This window comes from Microbacterium sp. NPDC058342, assembly GCF_042723935.1.
Lineage (GTDB): Bacteria > Actinomycetota > Actinomycetes > Actinomycetales > Microbacteriaceae > Microbacterium.
This window is the reverse complement of record NZ_JBHXID010000001.1, coordinates 876783-896421: the sequence shown is the minus strand read 5'-3', so window position 1 is coordinate 896421 and position 19639 is coordinate 876783. Positions and strand designations below refer to the sequence as shown.

19 protein-coding genes are annotated in these 19639 nt (G+C 69.1%); 9 read left to right on the top strand and 10 right to left on the bottom strand.

What is annotated here, in order from left to right; translation table 11 throughout:
- The first annotated feature begins 130 nt into the window (after nt 1-130).
- Entirely contained in the window at nt 131-823 is a 693-nt protein-coding gene (locus ACFWHT_RS03990; protein WP_378827885.1) for an IclR family transcriptional regulator, read from the top strand.
- A gap of 6 nt (nt 824-829) precedes the next feature.
- Here ACFWHT_RS03990 and ACFWHT_RS03985 read toward each other — a convergent pair whose 3' ends face one another.
- Nucleotides 830-2206 (bottom strand): MFS transporter, encoded by a 1377-nt coding sequence (locus ACFWHT_RS03985; RefSeq protein WP_378825684.1) that lies wholly within the window; start codon nt 2204-2206, stop codon nt 830-832.
- A 150-nt stretch (nt 2207-2356) separates the two neighbouring features.
- Between ACFWHT_RS03985 and ACFWHT_RS03980 the strand changes: the two genes are divergently transcribed.
- Genes ACFWHT_RS03980 through ACFWHT_RS03955 form a run of 6 tightly spaced genes read left to right on the top strand, consistent with a single transcriptional unit; the run spans nt 2357 to nt 8877 of the window.
- Complete coding sequence (locus ACFWHT_RS03980) at nt 2357-3907, top strand: fumarylacetoacetate hydrolase family protein (protein WP_378825681.1); 1551 nt, start codon at nt 2357-2359, stop codon at nt 3905-3907.
- The gene (locus ACFWHT_RS03975; protein WP_378825679.1) at nt 3904-4584 is read left to right on the top strand and encodes a GntR family transcriptional regulator; all 681 of its coding nucleotides are present in this window, start codon (nt 3904-3906) and stop codon (nt 4582-4584) included. Before ACFWHT_RS03980 ends, ACFWHT_RS03975 begins: the two co-directional genes overlap by 4 nt.
- On the top strand, nt 4584-6104 hold the full coding sequence (gene hpaE, locus ACFWHT_RS03970; protein WP_378827883.1) for a 5-carboxymethyl-2-hydroxymuconate semialdehyde dehydrogenase: 1521 nt from the start codon (nt 4584-4586) through the stop codon (nt 6102-6104). The genes ACFWHT_RS03975 and hpaE overlap by 1 nt, the downstream gene beginning before the upstream one ends.
- A gap of 33 nt (nt 6105-6137) precedes the next feature.
- Nucleotides 6138-7304, top strand: coding sequence for a 3,4-dihydroxyphenylacetate 2,3-dioxygenase (gene hpaD / locus ACFWHT_RS03965; protein ID WP_378825677.1), 1167 nt, complete (start codon nt 6138-6140; stop codon nt 7302-7304).
- Nucleotides 7305-7306: 2 nt separating this feature from the next.
- Nucleotides 7307-8089 carry a fumarylacetoacetate hydrolase family protein gene (locus ACFWHT_RS03960; RefSeq protein ID WP_378827881.1) on the top strand — a complete coding sequence of 261 codons (783 nt, stop codon included), beginning with the start codon at nt 7307-7309 and terminating at the stop codon, nt 8087-8089.
- Entirely contained in the window at nt 8074-8877 is an 804-nt protein-coding gene (locus ACFWHT_RS03955; protein WP_378825676.1) for an HpcH/HpaI aldolase/citrate lyase family protein, read from the top strand. The genes ACFWHT_RS03960 and ACFWHT_RS03955 overlap by 16 nt, the downstream gene beginning before the upstream one ends.
- 11 nt (nt 8878-8888) lie before the next feature.
- Here the strand turns inward: ACFWHT_RS03955 and ACFWHT_RS03950 are convergent, their stop codons facing one another.
- From ACFWHT_RS03950 to ACFWHT_RS03915, 8 genes are all read right to left on the bottom strand, one after another.
- Nucleotides 8889-9563: an AroM family protein gene (locus tag ACFWHT_RS03950; RefSeq protein WP_378825674.1), complete on the bottom strand. Its 675-nt coding sequence runs from the start codon at nt 9561-9563 to the stop codon at nt 8889-8891.
- A complete protein-coding gene (locus ACFWHT_RS03945) occupies nt 9563-10423 on the bottom strand; it encodes an ABC transporter ATP-binding protein (RefSeq protein WP_378825671.1) in 861 nt (286 codons plus the stop codon). The genes ACFWHT_RS03950 and ACFWHT_RS03945 overlap by 1 nt, the downstream gene beginning before the upstream one ends.
- Nucleotides 10420-11259 carry an ABC transporter ATP-binding protein gene (locus ACFWHT_RS03940; protein ID WP_378825669.1) on the bottom strand — a complete coding sequence of 280 codons (840 nt, stop codon included), beginning with the start codon at nt 11257-11259 and terminating at the stop codon, nt 10420-10422. Before ACFWHT_RS03940 ends, ACFWHT_RS03945 begins: the two co-directional genes overlap by 4 nt.
- Nucleotides 11260-11264: 5 nt before the next feature.
- A complete protein-coding gene (locus ACFWHT_RS03935) occupies nt 11265-12212 on the bottom strand; it encodes a DUF1177 domain-containing protein (RefSeq protein ID WP_378825667.1) in 948 nt (315 codons plus the stop codon).
- A 31-nt stretch (nt 12213-12243) separates the two neighbouring features.
- On the bottom strand, nt 12244-13521 hold the full coding sequence (locus tag ACFWHT_RS03930) for a M20 family metallopeptidase (RefSeq protein ID WP_378825665.1): 1278 nt from the start codon (nt 13519-13521) through the stop codon (nt 12244-12246).
- Nucleotides 13522-13562: 41 nt separating this feature from the next.
- Nucleotides 13563-15143, bottom strand: a complete 1581-nt coding sequence (locus ACFWHT_RS03925) for an ABC transporter substrate-binding protein (RefSeq protein WP_378825664.1) — start codon at nt 15141-15143, stop codon at nt 13563-13565.
- A 64-nt stretch (nt 15144-15207) separates the two neighbouring features.
- Entirely contained in the window at nt 15208-16110 is a 903-nt protein-coding gene (locus ACFWHT_RS03920) for an ABC transporter permease (RefSeq protein WP_378825661.1), read from the bottom strand.
- Complete coding sequence (locus ACFWHT_RS03915) at nt 16103-17110, bottom strand: ABC transporter permease (RefSeq protein WP_378825659.1); 1008 nt, start codon at nt 17108-17110, stop codon at nt 16103-16105. The genes ACFWHT_RS03920 and ACFWHT_RS03915 overlap by 8 nt, the downstream gene beginning before the upstream one ends.
- A 146-nt stretch (nt 17111-17256) precedes the next feature.
- Between ACFWHT_RS03915 and ACFWHT_RS03910 the strand changes: the two genes are divergently transcribed.
- Both ACFWHT_RS03910 and pepE read left to right on the top strand, forming a co-directional pair.
- Nucleotides 17257-18051 (top strand): IclR family transcriptional regulator, encoded by a 795-nt coding sequence (locus tag ACFWHT_RS03910; protein WP_378825658.1) that lies wholly within the window; start codon nt 17257-17259, stop codon nt 18049-18051.
- On the top strand, nt 18048-18767 hold the full coding sequence (gene pepE, locus ACFWHT_RS03905) for a dipeptidase PepE (RefSeq protein WP_378825656.1): 720 nt from the start codon (nt 18048-18050) through the stop codon (nt 18765-18767). Before ACFWHT_RS03910 ends, pepE begins: the two co-directional genes overlap by 4 nt.
- A 5-nt stretch (nt 18768-18772) precedes the next feature.
- Here the strand turns inward: pepE and ACFWHT_RS03900 are convergent, their stop codons facing one another.
- Entirely contained in the window at nt 18773-19564 is a 792-nt protein-coding gene (locus tag ACFWHT_RS03900; protein WP_378825654.1) for an IclR family transcriptional regulator, read from the bottom strand.
- Nucleotides 19565-19639: the final 75 nt, after the last annotated feature.

Below are 19639 nucleotides of genomic sequence, written 5' to 3'. Positions count from 1 at the left end.
CCCTGGACAGCGTCGTCAGGTCTTGCACTGCATCGTGGTGTGTTCTATATTCGAATACAGCGTTCTACTATTGAACAGATCGTATACGAAGCGGGATGCCGGCACAAGGCGTGCGTCGCGCCGAAGGAGCATCGTGGCCACCGCCCCCGCATCACAGACCCTCAGCCGCGGCATCCGCATCCTGGAGATCCTGGCCGACGGTCCGCTGTCGATCGACGAGGTGGCCTCCCGTCTCGAGGTGCACCGCTCCATCGCCTACCGCCTGCTGCGCACGCTCGAGGATCACCGCCTCGTCGCACGCGACGCCTCCGGCCTCGCCGCGCTCGGGCCGCGCATGGCCGCTCTCGCGGCCGGCGTGGCGCACGACCTGCAGGCCGAGGCGCTCCCCGAGCTCACCGCCGTCGCGAACGAGCTCGGGCTCACAGCCTTCCTCGCGGTGCTCGACGGCGAGGAGTGCATCACCCTCACCAGCGTCGAACCCCGCCACGCCGTGGCGAACGTGGCTCAGCGCCCCGGCACCCGGCATCCGGTGACCACCGGCGCCCCCGGCAAGGCGATCCTCGCCCAGCTGCCGGATGCCGAGTGGCCCGACGCCGCCGACGCGCTGCGCGCCGAGGTGGCCGGCATCGGTGAGCGCGGATACGCGACGAGTCACGACGAGGTCATCCCCACCGTGCGCTCGGTGGCGGTGCCGCTGGTCCTGCGCGGCCGCCGCCCGGCCGCCCTGGCGGTCGTGCATGTGGCATCCGATCTTCCGGATGCCGAGATCGCCGCCCGCCTGCGCCTCTCGGCGGACGGCATCCGAGAGGCGCTGGGCGGCTGAGCGGGCTCAGCGGGTCACGCCGACGCCCTGCAGGGGCGTGCGCGCCTGCTCGTCCTCGTGATCGATCCCCAGCGGAAGGCCGGACCGATCACGGAACGCCAGGGTGGCGAGCAGGCCGACGAGGGTCATGACCGCGAGGTAGACGGTCACGGCGTCGGTGCCGCCGGTCGTCTGCACCAGCCACTCGGCCACCGTCGGCGCGAAGGCGCCGCCGAGGATCGCACCGATCGCGTACGAGATCGAGACGCCCGAGAAGCGCACCGATGCCGGGAAGATCTCGGCATAGAAGGCCGCCTGGGGCCCGTACGTGAAGCCGAGACCGACGGACAGGATCATCAGCCCGAGCGCGAAGGGCACGAGCTGGCCGGTGTTGACCAGGGGGAACATCGCGAAGACGCCGATGAGCTGCATGACCCAACCGAGCAGGTACGTCCGCCTCCGGCCGAGACGATCCGAGAGGCTGCCCGCGAACCAGGTGGAGGCCAGCCAGACGATGGCGCCGAATGCGACAGCCCAGAGCACCTCGGGCCTGGTCAGGCCGAGGCCGTTCGTGGCGTACCCCTGGATCCAGCCGCCGGTGGTCATGTAGCCGACGGCGTTGTTGCCCGCGAACACGAGCGCCGCGATGATGACGACCAGGCCGTAGGTGCGGAACAGTGTCACGATCGGGGTCTTGGTCTGCGCCGCGCGCTCGGCGATCTCGGTGAACACCGGGCTCTCCTCGACGCTGCGGCGGATCCAGTACCCGACGAGGATCAGCACCACCGAGAGCAGGAACGGCACGCGCCAGCCCCACTCGAGGAAGGCGTCGCCCGGGGCGAGCATCGACATGATCGCGATCACCGCGCTCGACAGCAGCAGCCCGAGGGGCACTCCGACCTGCGGCGAGGCGCCGTAGGCTCCGCGACGGGACTTGGGCGCGTGCTCGACGGCCATGAGCACCGCCCCGCCCCACTCGCCACCAGCCGAGACGCCCTGCAGCACGCGCAGCAGCACGAGCAGCACCGGTGCGACCACTCCGATCGCCTGGTACGTGGGCAGCACGCCGATCAGCGCGGTGGCCACACCCATGCCGAACAGGGTGATCACGAGCACGCGGCGGCGACCGACCCTGTCGCCGAAGTGCCCCGCGAGGAAGGCGCCCAGGGGGCGGAACAGGAAGCTCAGTCCGACCGTGAGGAACGCGAGGATGCGACCGAACTCCGGGCCCGCGGGCTCGAAGAACAGGGTGCCGAACGCGAGGCCCGACATCGCGGCGTAGGTGAAGAAGTCGTACCACTCGATGGTCGTGCCGACCACGGTGGCGAAGATGACCCGCCGCCGATCGGCGGGGCTGGCGATGGTGCCGGTGGGCGTGAGTCCGCCGTCCGGGTTTCCGCTCATGAGAAAAGCTCCTTTGCTGTGACGTGCCGCAGTGACGTCGTCGTCGCGGCTCGCATCCGATGCTTGCCGACGGTCAGGCGATCATATACGATTTCAAATACAACGCACAACCACCCCGCCAACGGGGTCCGAGCGCAAGGAGGCGCAGCCATGACGGCGATCACCCGGCCCGGCAAGATCATCGCGATCCACCTCAACTACGTGTCGCGTGCCGATCAGCGCGGACGTCGCCCCTCCGCCCCCTCCTACTTCTTCAAGCCCGCGAGCTCCGTCGGCGTCAGCGGCGGCACCGTCGAGCGCCCGGCCGGAACCGAGCTGCTCGCCTTCGAGGGCGAGATCGCACTGATCATCGGCACGGCGGCGCGCCGGGTTCCGGTGACGGACGCCTGGTCGCACGTGGCAGCGGTGACCGCATCCAACGACCTCGGCCTGTACGACCTGCGCGCCAACGACAAGGGCTCCAACGTGCGGTCCAAGGGCGGCGACGGCTACACGCCCCTCGGCCCCGACCTGATCGACGCCGCCTCCGTCGATCCCGCCGACCTGCGCGTGCGGGCCTGGGTCAACGGCGAGCTGCGCCAGGACGACAGCACCGCAGGGCTTCTGTTCCCGCTTCCCCGGCTGATCGCGGACCTGTCGCAGCACTTCACTCTGGAGCCGGGCGACGTGATCCTCGCCGGCACGCCGGCCGGCTCGTCGGTGATCGTGCCGGGCGATGTGGTCGAGATCGAGGTCGATGCCCCGGGTGCCGACGGAGCGCCGTCCTCGGGGCGCCTCATCACCACGGTCACTCAGGGCGAGATCCCCTTCGATGAGGCACTGGGCTCCCTGCCCGCCGTCGACGATCTGCAGCGCACCGAGGCGTGGGGCTCGCGAGAGGCGGCGGGCCTGCCGGTCGACGAACCTCCCGCATCCGAAGCATCGAGAACAGGAGAACCGTCCGGCACAGGAGATTCCGGGCCGGATGCTCCTGTCGCCGCCGATTCTCCTGTCGCGGATGCATCGCAGCCGCTCTCGGCCGGGCTGCGCGCCAAGCTCGAGGCCGCTCCGACGGCCGGCCTGTCCAGCCAGTTGCGCAAGCGCGGGCTGCACTCCTGCTTCATCGACGGCGTCTCGGCGAACATCACCGGCAGCAGGATCGTGGGCACGGCCCGCACCCTCCGCTTCGTCCCGCTCCGCGAGGACCTGTTCACAGCGCACGGCGGCGGCTACAACGCCCAGAAGCGCGTCTTCGACGCCGTCGAAGAGGGCGAGATCATCGTGATCGAGGCACGCGGCGACGCCGGCACCGGAACACTCGGCGACATCCTCGCCCTGCGTGCGAAGGCCCGGGGCGCCGCCGGTGTCGTCACCGACGGCGGCGTGCGCGACTTCGATGCGGTCGCGGAGATCGGCCTGCCGGTGTTCTCGAAGGGCCCGCACCCCTCGGTGCTGGGCCGCAGGCACGTTCCGTGGGAGTCCGACGTGACGGTCGCGTGCGGCGGAGCCGCCGTGCAGCCGGGTGACGTCATCGTCGGCGACGGCGACGGCGTGATCGTCATCCCGGCCGCCCTGGCCGAGGAGGTCGCCGACGCCGCTCTTGCCCAAGAGGACGAGGACGCCTGGATCGCCGAGCAGGTGGCGGCCGGGCATCCGGTCGACGGCCTCTTCCCGATGAACGCCGACTGGCGGGCGATCTACGAAGCCAGGGGCCGGGCATGACGACACTGATGGGCGAGGGGAGCAAGTCGGAGCAGGCCTACGGGTGGATCCGCTCTCGCATCTCCTCGCACGCCTTCGGACCCGGCTACCGGCTCGTGCTCGGGCCGATCGCCGACGAGCTGGGCATGAGCGTCGTGCCTGTGCGCGAGGCGATCCGGCGACTTGAGGCCGAGGGCCTGGTCACCTTCGAGCGCAATGTCGGCGCACGGGTCTCGCTCGTCGACGAGGGCGAGTACGCACACACGATGCAGACGCTCGGCCTCGTCGAGGGCGCGGCGACCGCCCTGTCGGCGCCGCTGCTCGCCGCGGACAGTCTCGCTCGCGCCGAGGAGATCAACGAGCGGATGCTGCACCTGCTCGACCACTTCGACGCGCACGCGTTCACCCGCCTCAACCAGGACTTCCACTCCGTGCTGTACGAGCCGTGCCCCAACCCGCACATCCTCGACCTCGTGCACCGCGGATGGGCGCGGCTCTCGGGCATCCGCGACTCCACCTTCGCGTTCGTGCCCGGCCGCGCACGGCATTCCGTCGACGAGCACACCCGCATCCTCGAGCTGATCCGCTCCGGCGCCCCGGCGCTGGAGATCGAGCTCGCCGCACGAGACCACCGCTGGCGCACCATGGACGCCTTCCTGGAGTCCCGCCACCCCCACCACACCGAAGAAGGACGATGATGACCGACGTGTACACCCCGGCGGACCTGCCGGCGAAGATCCAGCACTACATCGACGGCGAGTTCGTCGACTCCGTCGACGGCGACACCTTCGAGGTGCTCAATCCCGTCACCAACGAGACGTACGTCCACGCGGCCGCGGGCAAGAAGGCCGACATCGACCGTGCGGTGGCTGCCGCGCGTCGTGCGTTCACCGAGGGTCCCTGGCCGCGGATGCTGCCGCGTGAGCGCTCGCGAGTGCTGCACCGCATCGCCGACCTCGTCGAGTCGCGCGACGCCCGTCTGGCGGAGCTGGAGTCCTTCGACTCGGGCCTGCCGATCACGCAGGCTCTCGGTCAGGCCCGGCGCGCGGCCGAGAACTTCCGTTTCTTCGCCGATCTCATCGTCGCGCAGGCCGATGACGCCTTCAAGGTGCCCGGCAAGCAGATGAACTACGTCAACCGCAAGCCGATCGGCGTCGCCGGCCTCATCACGCCGTGGAACACCCCCTTCATGCTCGAGTCGTGGAAGCTGGGCCCGGCGCTGGCCACCGGCAACACCGTCGTGCTCAAGCCCGCCGAGTTCACTCCCCTGTCGGCCTCGCTGTGGGCGGGCATCTTCGAGGAGGCGGGTCTGCCCAAGGGCGTCTTCAACCTCGTCAACGGTCTCGGCGAGGACGCCGGCGACGCACTGGTGAAGCATCCGGATGTGCCACTGATCTCCTTCACCGGCGAGAGCCGCACCGGGCAGATCATCTTCGGCAACTCCGCCCCCTTCCTCAAGGGACTGTCGATGGAGCTGGGCGGCAAGAGCCCCGCCGTCGTGTTCGCCGACGCCGACCTCGACACCGCGATCGACGCCTGCATCTTCGGCGTGTTCTCCCTCAACGGCGAGCGCTGCACGGCGGGCTCGCGCGTGCTCGTGCAGCGCGAGGTGTACGACGAGTTCGTGGAGCGCTTCGCCGCGCAGACCAAGCGCGTCAAGGTCGGACACCCGCACGACCCGACCACCGAGGTGGGTGCTCTCGTGCACCCCGAGCACTACGACAAGGTGATGAGCTACGTCGAGCTCGGCAAGACCGAGGGCCGCCTCATCGCCGGCGGCGGGCGCCCCGAGGGCTTCCCGACCGGCAACTACGTCGCCCCCACCGCGTTCGCCGACGTCTCCCCCGACGCGCGGATCTTCCAGGAGGAGATCTTCGGCCCCGTGGTCGCGATCACGCCCTTCGACACCGAGGAGGAGGCGCTCGCCCTGGCCAACAACACGAAGTACGGCCTGGCCGCCTACGTTTGGACCAACGACCTCAAGCGCGCGCACAACTTCGCGCAGTCGGTCGAGGCCGGCATGGTGTGGCTGAACTCGAACAACGTGCGCGACCTGCGCACGCCGTTCGGGGGGGTGAAGGCATCCGGGCTCGGGCACGAGGGCGGCTACCGCTCGATCGATTTCTACACCGACCAGCAGAGCGTGCACATCACGCTCGGCGAACCGCACAACCCCGCGTTCGGCAAGCAGGATCTCGACGATCCCGACCCCCGTTGACCCGGCAGACGACACTCAGGCAAGGACGCTGACATGACCGACCGCAAAGACATGACCCTCACCTCGTCGGGCTTCTTCGTGAGCCAGGAGGTGCCGATCACCTGCGACGACCCCACACCCACGCCGCAGGCCCCGGCCCCCGACATCCTCCGCTGCGCGTACATGGAGCTGGTCGTCACCGACCTCGCGCAGTCGAGGCGGTTCTACGTCGACATCCTCGGGCTGTACGTCACCGAGGAGGATGACGAGACGATCTACCTGCGCTCGACCGAGGAGTTCATCCACCACAACCTCGTGCTGCGCAAGGGCGACGTCGCGGCGGTCGCCGCGTTCAGCTACCGGGTGCGGGCCGCCGAGGACCTCGACAAGGCCGTGGCGTTCTTCACCGAACTCGGCTGCGAGGTGCGCCGCCGCGAGGACGGCTTCGTCAAGGGCATCGGCGACTCGGTGCGCGTGATCGACCCGCTCGGGTTCCCGTACGAGTTCTTCCACCAGACCGACCACGTCGAGCGGATGTCGTGGCGCTACGACCTGCACATCCCCGGCGAGCTCGTGCGCCTGGACCACTTCAACCAGATCACGCCCGACGTGCCGCGCGCCGTGAAGTACATGCAGGACCTCGGCTTCCGCGTGACGGAGGACATCCAGGACGAGGAGGGCACGGTGTACGCCGCGTGGATGCGTCGCAAGCCCACCGTGCACGACACCGCCATGACAGGCGGAGACGGCCCCCGGATGCACCACGTGTGCTTCGCCACGCACGAGAAGCACAACATCCTCGCCATCTGCGACAAGCTCGGGGCGCTGCGCCGCTCGGACATGATCGAACGCGGCCCCGGCCGCCACGGCGTGAGCAACGCGTTCTATCTCTACCTGCGCGATCCCGACGGCCACCGGGTGGAGATCTACACGCAGGACTACTACACCGGCGACCCCGACAACCCGGTCATCACCTGGGACGTCCACGACAACCAGCGTCGCGACTGGTGGGGCAACCCGGTCGTGCCCTCGTGGTACACCGACGGCTCCCTCGTGCTCGACCTCGACGGCAACCCGCAGCCCGTGCGTGCCCGCACCGACTCCTCGGAGATGGCGGTCACGATCGGCGCCGACGGCTTCTCGTACACCCGCCCCGAGGAGGGCGAGGAGTCGATGCCGGAGTGGAAGCAGGGCGAGTACAAGCTCGGACACCAGCTGTGACGCTGCCGGCCGACACCATCGCGTCGCTGGCGGGTGAGCTCGCCGAGGCCGAGCGCACCCGCGGCGTCATGCCGCGCATCACCGCGCGGCATCCGGATGCCACGATCGAGGACTCCTACGCGATCCAGGGCGTGTGGCGCGATGCGCAGGTCGCCGCGGGGCGCCGGCTGGTCGGGCGCAAGATCGGCCTGACCTCGAAGGCGATGCAGCAGGCCACAGGGATCACCGAGCCCGACTACGGGGTGATGTTCGACGACACCGTGTATCCCAGCGGTTCGACGATCCCGTTCGACGCGTTCTCGAACGTTCGCATCGAGGTGGAGCTCGCCTTCGTGCTGAAGGCTCCCCTGACGGGACCGGACTGCACGCTCGAGCAGGCCCTCGACGCGATCGACTACGCCGTGCCGGCCCTCGAGGTGCTGAATTCGCACATCGAGCTGGAGGGGCGCACGATCGTGGACACCATCAGCGACAACGCCGCGTACGGTGCGATGGTGCTGGGCGAGGTGCACCTGCGCCCCGACGAGATCGATCTGCGCTGGGTTCCGGGCGTGCTCTCGCGCAACGGGCAGATCGAGGAGACCGGCGTCGCTGCCGGCGTGCTCGGACATCCCGCACGGGGCGTGGCGTGGCTGGCGAACAAGTTCCACCAGCACGGTGCGCGCCTGGAAGCCGGTGAGATCATCCTGGCAGGATCGTTCACAAGACCCATGTGGGTCGAGCGCGGCGACACCGTGCACTGCGACTACCGCGAGATGGGAACCATCGAATGCCGCTTCGCCTAGACCCGACCTTCCGCGATGTGCTGGCAGGTGCAGACCGCCCCCTGATCGGCATGTGGCTGAGCACCGGGACGACACTGAACGCCGAGATCTGCGCGGGTTCCGGAGTGGACTGGCTGCTGATCGACATGGAGCACGGCCCCAACACCGTCGTCACCGTGCAGCAGCAGCTGCAGGTGATCGCGGCGTACCGCGTGCCGACTCTGGTGCGGGTGCCCGCGAACGACGCGGTGATCATCAAGCAGGTGCTCGACACCGGTGCCCAGAACCTTCTGGTACCGATGGTCTCGTCGGCCGATGAGGCTCGCGCGGCCGTCTCGGCGGTGCGCTATCCACCCGAGGGCGTGCGCGGCGTCGGCTCCGGCCTCGCCCGCAGCGGACGCTGGGGCCGCGTGGCCGGATACGTGCCGAATGCGTCCGAGACGGTGTCGCTGTTCGTGCAGATCGAGACAGCGGATGCCGTCGACGCAGCGGCCGAGATCGCGCGGATCGACGGCATCGACGGCGTGCTGGTGGGGCCTGCCGACCTCGCTGCCTCGATGGGATTGCCGGGTCAGCAGTCCCACCCGGACGTGCTGGCCGCGGTGCACCGGGTGTTCGAGGCTGTGACCGGCGCGGGCAAGAAGGTCGGCGTGAATGCCTTCGACCCGGCCGGAGCCGACGCGTACCTCGCCGACGGCGCGCACTTCCTCTCGGCGAGCGCGGATGTGACGATCCTGGCCCGCGGCGCGGAGGCGCTGGCGAGCCGGTTCATCCCGGCATCCGAGGGACCCAGGGCCGAGACCTACTGAGGACGCCCGGGTCAGGCCGTCGCGACGGCCGCGGCCGCCATGCGTGCCGCAAGCCCCCGGGCGGTGAGAGCCCGCGCGCCGGCCGCGCCGTGCACGATGTCGGCCATGCGTTCCGAGTAGCCGATGCAGTCCATGAAGATCCAATCGCACCCGGCTTCGCCCAGCGTTCTGCCCGCATCGGCGAACGCGTCGTCGTCCGCGGTGTACGGGTCGACGGCGACGACGATCACATCGCGGCCGAGGTCGTTCCGCCAGCGTGTCGCGATGTCGCCGACCTGACGGGGTGTGGGCGCGAGCACGCCGAGCCTGTCGTCGCCCACGAGGGTGGCCGCAGCTCCTCGGGCGAGTCGCTCGGCCGTGTAGACCGGTACGGACGCGCGCAGCGACGGGAGGTGTCCCGTGCACAGGACGAGCACGGCTTCCGCCCCGTCGGCGACCGCCGCATCGACGGCGCGCTGCACGAGCGGCAGCATTCGCTCCTCGTCGAGCACGGCCGAGCCGCCGTCGCGCAGACGCGAGACGAGCGCCGCCCTGCCCGGCTCCGGCGCGAGTGCCGCGATGCCGTCCGCATCCAGGTCATCCAGAGCGCCGCGTTCGATGACGGCGATGCCGGGCAGCAGCGGCTCGATGTCAGGCACGACGTCCACCCTCGGCGCCTGCCCGATCGTCACGCAGCCGAGGATCATCAGGCCACCTCCGCCGAGGAGGCGCGCAGTCCGGCTTCCACGACCGCACGACGCGACGCGCGGTCGCGCGCGGCCGCGGGGTCCGGCTCGGGGACGGCTGCGAGCAGAGCCCGGGTGTACGGGTTTCGGGGGTCGGCGAGCACCTCGGCGCAGCGCCCCGCTTCCACGACCTTGCCGTGGTTCATCACGATGACGTCGTCGGCCATGAACTCGACCACGGCGATGTCGTGCGAGATGAACAGGTAGCTCAGCCCGAACTCGTCCTGCAGGTCCTTCATGAGGTTCAGCACCTGCGCCTGAACCGAGACGTCGAGCGCGGAGACGGGCTCGTCGCACACGACCAGGCGCGGTTTGAGCATGAGAGCCCGGGCGATGCCGATGCGCTGGCGCTGCCCACCCGAGAACTCGTGTGGGTATCGGTCCGCATGGGCCGCCTCGAGGCCGACGGTCTCAAGCATGTCCGCGACCCGGATGCGCACGTCGCGCCGTCCGAGCCGTTCGTGCAGTTCGAGAGGTTCGGAGAGCAGGCGTCCGACAGTCCATCGCGGGTCGAGCGAGGCGTACGTGTCCTGGAACACGATCTGCATCTGCGACCGGCGGCGCCGCATCTCGTCGGCGCTGAGCCCGACGAGATCGACGCCGTCGTACACGACACTGCCCTCAGTGGGCTCGATCAGACGCAGCGCACAGCGGCCCGTCGTGGACTTTCCCGACCCGGACTCGCCGACGATGGCGAGGGTGGTGCCTTCCTCCAGGTCGAAATCGACTTCGTCGACGGCGCGGAAGGGCGCTGCGCCCCGCCGGGCCCCGCGCTGGTGGTACTCCTTCACCAGCCCTCTGACGCTCAGCAGCGTGCTCATGCCTGCCCTGCCCTCTCGCTCACGGTGGGTAGCCGGTCCTTGCCTGCGTTGCGCGACGGCATCGACTCCAGCAGTCCGCGGGTGTACGGATGCGCCGGATCCCGGAACAGCGCGTCGACGTCCGATTTCTCGACGATCTGCCCCCGGCGCATGACGACCACACGACGGCAGGTCTGTGCGACGACGCCGAGATCGTGGGTGACGAGCAGGATCGCCGTCCCGTGACTCTCCTGAAGGTCGAGCATGAGGTCCAGGATCTGGGATTGCGTCGTCACATCCAGCGCAGTGGTCGGCTCGTCGGCGATGAGCAGGTCGGGCTCGCACGACATCGCCATCGCGATCATCGCCCGTTGCCGCATGCCACCCGAGAGCTGGTGCGGGTACGACGCCGCGATGTGCTCGGCTCGGTCGATGCCGACCATCTCGAGCAGCTCGATGACCCGGGCCCTCGCCCGACGACGGTCGAGCGTCAAGTGCCGTCGCAGAGGCTCCGCGATCTGGAAGCCGATCGTGAAGGCCGGGTTCAGCGCGGTCATCGGCTCCTGGAAGATGGTGCCGATGCGTCGCCCTCGGATGCGGCGCATGTGCGCGGCGCCGAAGCCCGCCATGTCGTCGCCGTCGAACAGGATCCGCCCGCCGATCATCCTGACCGCCCTGGCGGGCAGCAGCTGGATGATCGACATGGCGGTGAGGCTCTTCCCCGAGCCGGACTCGCCGACGATGCCGACGGTCTCGCCGCGCTCGATGTCGAAGCTGATCCCGTCGACCGGCGTGCTGGTGCCGTGCTGTGCGCGCACCTGCACGGTGAGATCCTCGACGCGGAGAAGAGCCGTCATGTCCGTCAGCCCGCCTTGCGACCGAGAGTCTGCAGGTGGTGCGCGGTGCCGTAGAGGTCGACGAGGTGGGCGAACTGCTCCTCGTCGTGGAACGACACCTGCCCCGCACCGAAGTACTTCGCGGTCTCGACGGCGAAGCGCGCGGCGAGCTCGATGTCGACCTCGTGGCTCGCGCCGGTCGCGCAGCCGGCGACGGGCACCGCGGTGGTGATCGCGACGCCGACCACCGGAGCGCCCGTGGCGACGGCGGGCTGCAGGATCGAGTTGAGGTGGTGCAGATCATTGCCGTAGGGCGTGATGTCCTGCGTGGCGAGGGGGAAGACCACCGCCGAGACGCCCGTCACCGATTCGGCGATGCCGACCAGATCCTCGCTGGGTCGCAGGATGTAGCCTTCCTTGACCGTCGGCGAGATGGCGATGCCGCGATGGTTGATCGTGCGGTTGCCTTTGGTGGTGTCGATCGAGACGATGGCGTCCATCTCCTCGGACACCTCGTGCCGGTTCATCGTGCCCATGTCGACCGGCGAGCCCATGAAGGGCACCGGGTCGTGCGGTTCGGTGGGCGCCCAGCCGGTGACGTGGGTGGTGACGACGACATCGCCGGGCAGCGCGTCGCCGCGTGCCTTCATCTGCAGCAGCTTGGCGGCGGCGGACAGGGCGGCGGCGGCTCCGTCGCCGTCGGAGACGAACCCGATGCGCTCGGGGCGTGCCCCCGCGCCGCCGAGCCTTCCGATGATGCCCAGTGTCGGCGCCGTGCCGCCCGAGCGCTTGCCCGCGGCGCCGGGGATGACGACTCGCACGAAGTCGGTCGACTTGCCCTCGTCGCCGGTGATCGTCTCGACGTGGATCTCGACGCCCTCAGCGCCCTGGCCGCGGAGGTAGTCGGCCAGCGCTTCGCCCGAGGTCTGCGGGGAGTCGAGCAGGTCGACGATGTCGAGTACCTGATTCAGCATGCGATTCTCTCTTCTTTGTGTCTGCCGGGCGTCAGGAAGCGAGCCCGAGGTAGCGGATGGCGCTCAAGGCGTACACCTTGGCGGCGAGGACGACGTCGGCCGCAAGGGCGCGCTCATCGAAGCTGTGGATGGTCTTCAGGTCGGCGGGGCCGTACTGCAGCACGGGGATGCCGTGGCTGCGGAAGGTGCGCGCGTCGGACGACGCCCACTGCAGCACGCCCTGCGCCTGCGGGTCGGACAGCTCACGCAGAGCACCGACGAGGGTCTGGACGATCGGGTCGGTCGGCACGGTCCAGTTCGGCTCGCTCATGAATCCGAGCGGCTCGATGTCGGCCTCGATGCCCTCTTCGGCGAGGATCTCGTGTACCCGGGACAGGACCTCGGCGCGGGACAGGCCGATCGGCACACGCGTGTCGAACTCGATGACGCAGGTGTCGGCGACGACGTTCGTCGACGTGCCTCCGGAGATCGTGCCCACATTGATGGTCACGTGCTCGAACACGTCGGCGACTTCGGGGGCATAGCCCTCCCGCTTCACCGCGAAGTGCTTGGAGTCCTCGATGAGCTGTCGTACCTCTTCGGGAGCGGACGGCGTCATGTCCCAGAGCCGCTGGAGCGCGATGATCGCGCGCGCGCCGAGCAGGTTGGCACTCGTGCCGTGCACCGGCTGCAGGCTTCCGTGCCCGGGCTTGCCCTGGATGGTGAGCCGGAACCAGTTGCTGCCCTTCTGCCCGATGGTCGGGTGGTCCCGTTCCGCCGGTTCGGCGATGATGCCTCCGGTGGCGCCGTCGAGCACGCCCTGGTCGAGCAGCCAGTCCGCGCCCAGCCGGCCACCGGTCTCCTCATCGGGGACCGACGCGAGCGACAGCCTGCCGGCGAGCGGAAGGCCGAGCCGCTGGAAGAGGATGAAGACGTGGATGAGCCCGGCGAGTCCGGCCTTCATATCGCTGGCTCCGCGCCCGCGCAGCCAGCCGTCGACCACGTCACCCGCGAAGGGCGGGAACGACCAGCGGCTCACGTCGCCGACCGGCACGACGTCGTGGTGCCCGGCGAAGACGAGGTGCCGCTGGCCCTCCTGCTTCTCACCGGAGTGTGCGACGACGCTCACGCGCCCCTGTCCCGCGTCGAGGAGTTCGGCGTCGATCCCGGCACCTCGCAGGTGACCGGCGATGACGTCGGCGATCTCGGTGCAGTCTCCGGGAGGGTTCTCGCTGGGGGTGCGGATGAGCAGGCCCGCGAGCTCGAGAAGCTCCTCGCTGCTCTCGTCCACCGCATCGAGAACTCGGGTCTCCCAGTCGGTCTGCGTCATGATCTCTCGTCTCTCTGGTCGGGTCAGGGGCGCGTGCGCGCTCACTCGGACTTGCTCAGCTGGAAGAAGCGGATCAGTCCGTCGGGGTATGAGGTGTAGCCCTCGAGACCTTCACCGTGCGCAACCGCGATGTTGTACTCGTAGAGGTACGCCCACGGGGCCTCCTCACTGATGAGCTTCTGCATCTCGCCGTACTTCTCGTTGCGCACGTCGGCGTCGGGCTCCGACGCCGCTTCCTTCCACAGCTGGTCGACGCGTGCGTTGTCGTAGTTCATGTAGTTGCTCGTGCCCTCGGAGGTCATGAGCAGACCCAGGTGGTATCCGGGGTCGTTGACGAACGACGTCCAACGGCTGATGTAGGACTGAACCTGCTTGCCGGCGAGTGCCTCGAGGAACTGGGCGCGGGCCATGTTGGTGATGTTCATGGTGACGCCGATCTTGGCGAGCTCCGCCTGGATGAGCACGGCGTCGTCGTTCCAGTCCGAGAATCCCGAGCCGAGCGTGAAGTCGAAGGTGAAACCGTCCGGGTAGCCTGCCTCGGCCAGGAGCGCCTTGGCCTTGTCGAGGTCGTGAGACGCGTCGTTGCCCTCGTCGGTGAAGCCCGGCGTCGAGCTCGCGACAGAGGACCGCATCGGGCTCGCCTGTCCCTTCATGACATCGTCGATCAGCTTTTCGTAGGGGATGGCGTAGGTGATCGCCTTGCGCACCTTGGGGTCGTCGAACGGGGCGATCGTATTGTTCATCGCGAAGAACAGCACCTTGTTGCTCGGGCGCGAGTCGACGACGATTCCATCGCCCTCCAGGTTCTCGAGATCCTTCGGGGCCACTTCGAGGGCCGCATCCACCGAGCCCTTCTTGAGCAGCTGGAGGCGGTTCGAGGGATCGGTGATGAACTTCAGGTTCACCGTGCCGAGCGCGGGCTTCTCACCCCAGTAGTCCTCGTTGCGGCTGAGCTCGGCGGCGCTGGCCGGGTCCCAGCTGTCGATGACGTACGGGCCGGTGCCTGCGGTGTTCTTGGCCAGCCACTCCGCGCCGCCGTTCTTCTCCACCAGATCCATGTCGAGGATCGAGAAGGAGTACATCGGCAGGATCTGCAGGAACAGGTGGTTGGGGGCGGTGAGGGTCACGACGACCGTGTGCTCGTCGCTCGCCTCGACCGTGGAGACGCCGGCCATCCCGTAGAGGAAGCTCGCCGACGCGGATGCCGCGATGTGCTCGAACGAGCGCACGACGTCGTCGGCGGTGAGCTTCTTGCCCGACTGGAAGGTCACGTCGTCGCGGAGCGTGAAGGTGTAGACGGTGTCGGTCTCGTCGGCCGTCCACTCAGTCGCGAGCATCGGGACGATCGTCGCGGTGTCCGAGACGCGCTTGCCGTCGACCTCCTTGGTGCCGTAGGTGACGAGCTGGTCGTACGCGGCGACGACGAGAGTGTCGCTGGTGCCGTCGTTCGCCTCGGCGGGGTCGAGCGTGTTGCCGCCTTCGGAGTAGGCGATGGTCAGCGTCTGGTCGGAGCCGGCTCCGCCGCTGTTCGCTTCGGAGTTCGCGTTGGCCACGCATCCGGCGGTCGACAGCATGACGGCGAGAGCGAGTGCGGCGGCGGAGATCATTCTCTGCGTGCGCATGGGGTATGCCTTTCGTTGGGTGTGGGTCGGTTCTCGTGATGCGGGGGTCTCGTGACCCGGCGGATCAGCGGGCGGATGTCCTCAGACGCGGATCGAGCACGTCGCGGAGACCATCTCCGAGCAGGTTGAAGCCGAGGATGGACGTGGCGATCGCGATCCCGGGGAAGAGCGTCATCCACCACTCCCCCGAGATGATGTAGCCCCTGGCGTCGGAGATCATGACGCCCCACTCGGCGAGCGGGGGCTGCGCGCCCAGTCCGATGAAGCTCAGGGCGGCTGCGGTGAGGATGGCGTAGCCCATGCCGAGAGCACAGCGGACGATGATCGGAACGAGGCCGTTGGGGAGGATGTGGCGGAACAGGATCACAGCGTCCTTGAGCCCGATCGCCCGAGAGGATTCGACGAACTCGCGCTCGCGCAGCGAGACCGTCTGGCCGTACACGATGCGGGCGAACTCGGGGATGCCGACGATGCCGACGGCGATCATGGCGCTGGCCAGCCCCGGGCCGAGAGCGACGGCGAGGGCCATCGCGAGCAGCAGCGAGGGGAACGCGAGGAGCATGTCCATGACGCGCATGATGGTCATGCCCACGGCCCCGCGGAAGTAGCCCGCGATCGCGCCGAGCGGTACCCCGATGACCAGGGAGACCGCGATCGCGATGACGCCGGTCCACAGGGAGACGCGCGCGCCGGCCAGGACCCGCGAGAAGAGGTCGCGGCCGTAGTTGTCGGTGCCGAAGAGGTGCTCGGCGGACGGCGGCGAGAGCAGCGGACCGGCGTCCGTCAGGTTCGGCGGGTACGGCGTCCAGACGGCGGTGATGAGGCCGCCGAGGGTCCAGAACAGGATGATCCCCGCACCGACCATGGCCGACGGGTTGCGCAGCAGCAGCGTCAGCGTCGTCGTCCGGCGCGCGCGTGCGGGCTGCGCCAGCTGCTGGGCGATCGTGAGTGTGGTGGTCTCAGACATTGCGCACCTTCGGGTCGAAGATTCCCTGTGACAGGTCGACGAGCAGGTTCACCACGAGGTAGATGATCGCGGCGACCAGCGTCATGGCCTGGACGGGTGCGTAGTCGGTGGCGTTGATGGACTCCACGACGTAGCCGCCGATGCCGGGCCAGCTGAAGATGGTCTCGGTGATCACCGCGCCGCCCAGGAGCTGTCCCAGTTCCAATCCGACGATGGTGACGATCGAGGGGGCGGCGTTCTTGAGCGCGTGCCCGCCGATGATGCGGGCGGGGCCCATGCCCTTCGCGGCCGCTGTGCGGATGTAGTCCTGGCCGAGCACCTCGAGCATCGAGGATCTCGTCATCCGGGAGATGATGGCGACCGCTCCCACCGAGAGCACCATGGCCGGCCAGATGAGGTGTGCCAGCGAGCTCTGCAGGGCGGCGGTGTCGCCCGTGAGGAGACTGTCGATCACGTAGAGACCCGTGACGTGCGTCGGCGGATTGAGTGTGTCGTCGATCCGGCCGACGGGCGCCGGGGCCCAGCCGAGGCTGCCGTAGAACAGCGAGATGACCAGCAGACCGAGCCAGAACAGCGGCATGGAAGCGCCGAGCAGCGAGATGATGCGGGTGACGTGATCGGCGAGTCTTCCGCGCCGGGTGGCGCCGATGATGCCGAGCGGCACGCCCACCAGGATGCCGATCAGCAGTGCCGTGACGCCGAGCTCGACGGTCGCCGGGAAACGAGTGGCGAAGTCTTCGGCGACGGGACGCCCTGTGTGCCATGCGTAGCCGAGGTCGCCCTGGAAGAGCCCGGTGAGGTAGTCCCAGAACTGGGCCCAGATCGGCTGGTCGAAGCCCATCTGCTCACGCAGCTTCACGACCACGGACTCGGCGGCGTTCTCGCCGGCGAGCGTTCGGGCGGGGTCCCCCGGAAGCACGCGGGTGATCACGAAGATGCACACGATGACGCCCAGCAGCGTGGGGATCATCGCCAGCACTCGGCGAAGTATGGTGCGCACTGCTCTCCTTGCCAGAGACGGGGATCGATCGGGTGCGACCACTATCCGGCGACCGACAGGGAACACGCAACTGTTTCTCACTATATGAGAATGAGGTGCGCGCCGTTCGCGCGACGATCTACGCTTTCGGGCAGAGGGGGACCACCATGGCCGATGCCAGCCCGAGAGCGACGCTGCAGACCGTCGATCGAGCACTCAGCGTGCTGCTGTCCTTCACCGAGCGGCGCACCGACTGGGGTGTGACCGATCTGGCGAAGGAGCTCGACCTCGACAAGTCCGCCGCACAGCGACTGCTCAGCACCCTGGCGGCACGGGGCTTCCTGCACGCCGACAGCACGACCCGGCGGTATCGTCTGGGCCCGGCGCTGTGGCGCATCGCGTCCACGTGGGAGCGGCGCGGTGGCATGGCTGTGCTCGTCGAGCCCCTGCTCGCCGAGTTGGCGGACATCTCCGCACGCACCGCCGTGTTCGCTCTCGCCGACGGTTCGTACGTCCGCTGCGTCGCGGCCGTCGACGGCGGCACGAGTCCCATGCGCGATCACCCCCTCGTCGGCGAGCTCTACCCCGCCCATGCCGGAGCCACCTCACGCGCGTACTTCGCCTTCCTCTCGGCGGGTCAACGACAGCAGCTCATGTACCACCGGCCGCTCGCGAAGTTCAGCGACTTGACCGCCCTCGACGCCGCCGAGATCGAGGCAGAGATGCAAAGGGTCGCCGACGTCGGCTGGGCGTATTCCCGCGGTGAGTACGACCAGAACACCCGCGCACTGGCGGCGCCCGTCTTCGTCGCGGGCAGACCGATCGGCTCGGTGAGCATCGGCGAGCACAAACGTGAGCGCCGCGGCGACATCCACGACTACCTCAACGCCCTGCTGCGCACAGCGCAGCAGATCGGCGACCTCCTCTCCTCACATGCACCTCAGCGAAAGGCACACGGATGAACCTGCTGCTCCTGTCGAACTCCACCAACGTCGGTCACGGGTACCTCGAGCACGCCTGGCACGCCGTGCTGCCCGTCCTCGACGGGATCGACGAGATCGTGTTCGTGCCCTACGCGCTCGCCGATCACGACCTCTACACGGCCAAGGTCCGCACGGCGTTCGCCCCCCACGGAATCGCCGTCACGGGCGCACACGAATCGGACTCCCCCGCCGAGGCCGTCGCAGGCGCCGCAGCCGTGTTCGTGGGCGGTGGCAACACGTTCCGGCTGCTGGATCGTGTCATCTCCCTCGGACTCGACCACGCTCTGCGCTCGCACGCGGAAGCCGGGCGCCCCTACCTCAGCGCGAGCGCGGGAACGAACCTCGCCACGCCGAGCATCCGCACGACGAACGACATGCCCATCGTGTTCCCCGGCCGCTTCGAGGCGCTTGGCCTCGTGCCGTACCAGATCAACTGCCACTACCTCGACGCCGACCCGACCTCCACGCATGCCGGCGAGACACGAGCCCTGCGCCTGACCGAGTACCTGGAAGAGAACGACACCCCCGTGGTCGCGTTGCGCGAGGGCACCTGGATCCGGGTCGAGGAGGGCCGGACCACCCTTGGCGGCGAGTCCGTCGCGGCCGGGCGCGGCCCCGGCCTGCTGTTCGCGCGCGGTCAGGAGCCGCAGGAGATCACGGGCGACATCACCGACCTGGTGCCGAGCGCGGACTGACCCCGTCAGCCCGCGCTCGGTGCAGCGGCTCGCGTGACGCGCGTCATGAGCGCCGCGCTGAGCTGTCCGGCCGCGGCCTCGAGCGCCACCAGGTGGTCGAGAAGCGCATCGTCGGGCTGCGAGGCGACGTCTTCGATCATCGAGACCGATGCCACGGGACGGGTACCCATCCGCACGGGCAGTCCCAGGGCGCGGGTGCGCGTGTCGTACTCACCCTCGGAGAGCGCGTAGCCCAGCCTCGCCGTGTTGTCGAACTCCGTCTCCAGCGCCGCCAGATCCGCCGGAGTCTGATCGGAGAACCGTCCGAAGGGCCGGTCGTCGAGCAGCGCGCGCCGCTCGACACGGTCGAGGAACGCGAAGTACGCGCGCGACGCCGCTCCCGCGTGCGCGGGGTAGAGGGCGCCCCGGAACAGGTGGGAGCGAGGCGGGCCGCTGGAGCCGTCGACCGCGGCCACGACGCGCACGTGACCGCCGTCGGGGATCGCGAAGACGGCCGTGCGCCGGGTGGTCGCGGCGAGCTCGGTGAGCACGGGGTCCGCGAGGGCGGCGAGTCCGCCCGTGCGCTCCCAGAGCATGGCCATCCGCCAGAGCGCGGGGCCGAGCCGGTAGCGATGGCTGTAGGGGACGACACGCAGGAATCCCTGCTCGGCGAGCGCCGCGAGCAGGCGCTGCGCGGTCGACGTGCTCAGCCCGAAGGCCTCGGCGAGCTCGGTGACGCCCCACTCCGTGCGCGTCTCCGAGTACGAGAGCAGGACGCCGAGCGCCCGCTCGACAGTCTGCAGCGATGTCGTCGGCACCCCCTCACTGTAGAGGCGCTCCGTCCGTCAGCGGGACGCTTTCCCAGATAACGGGAACCGCTTGGCAAAGCCGAA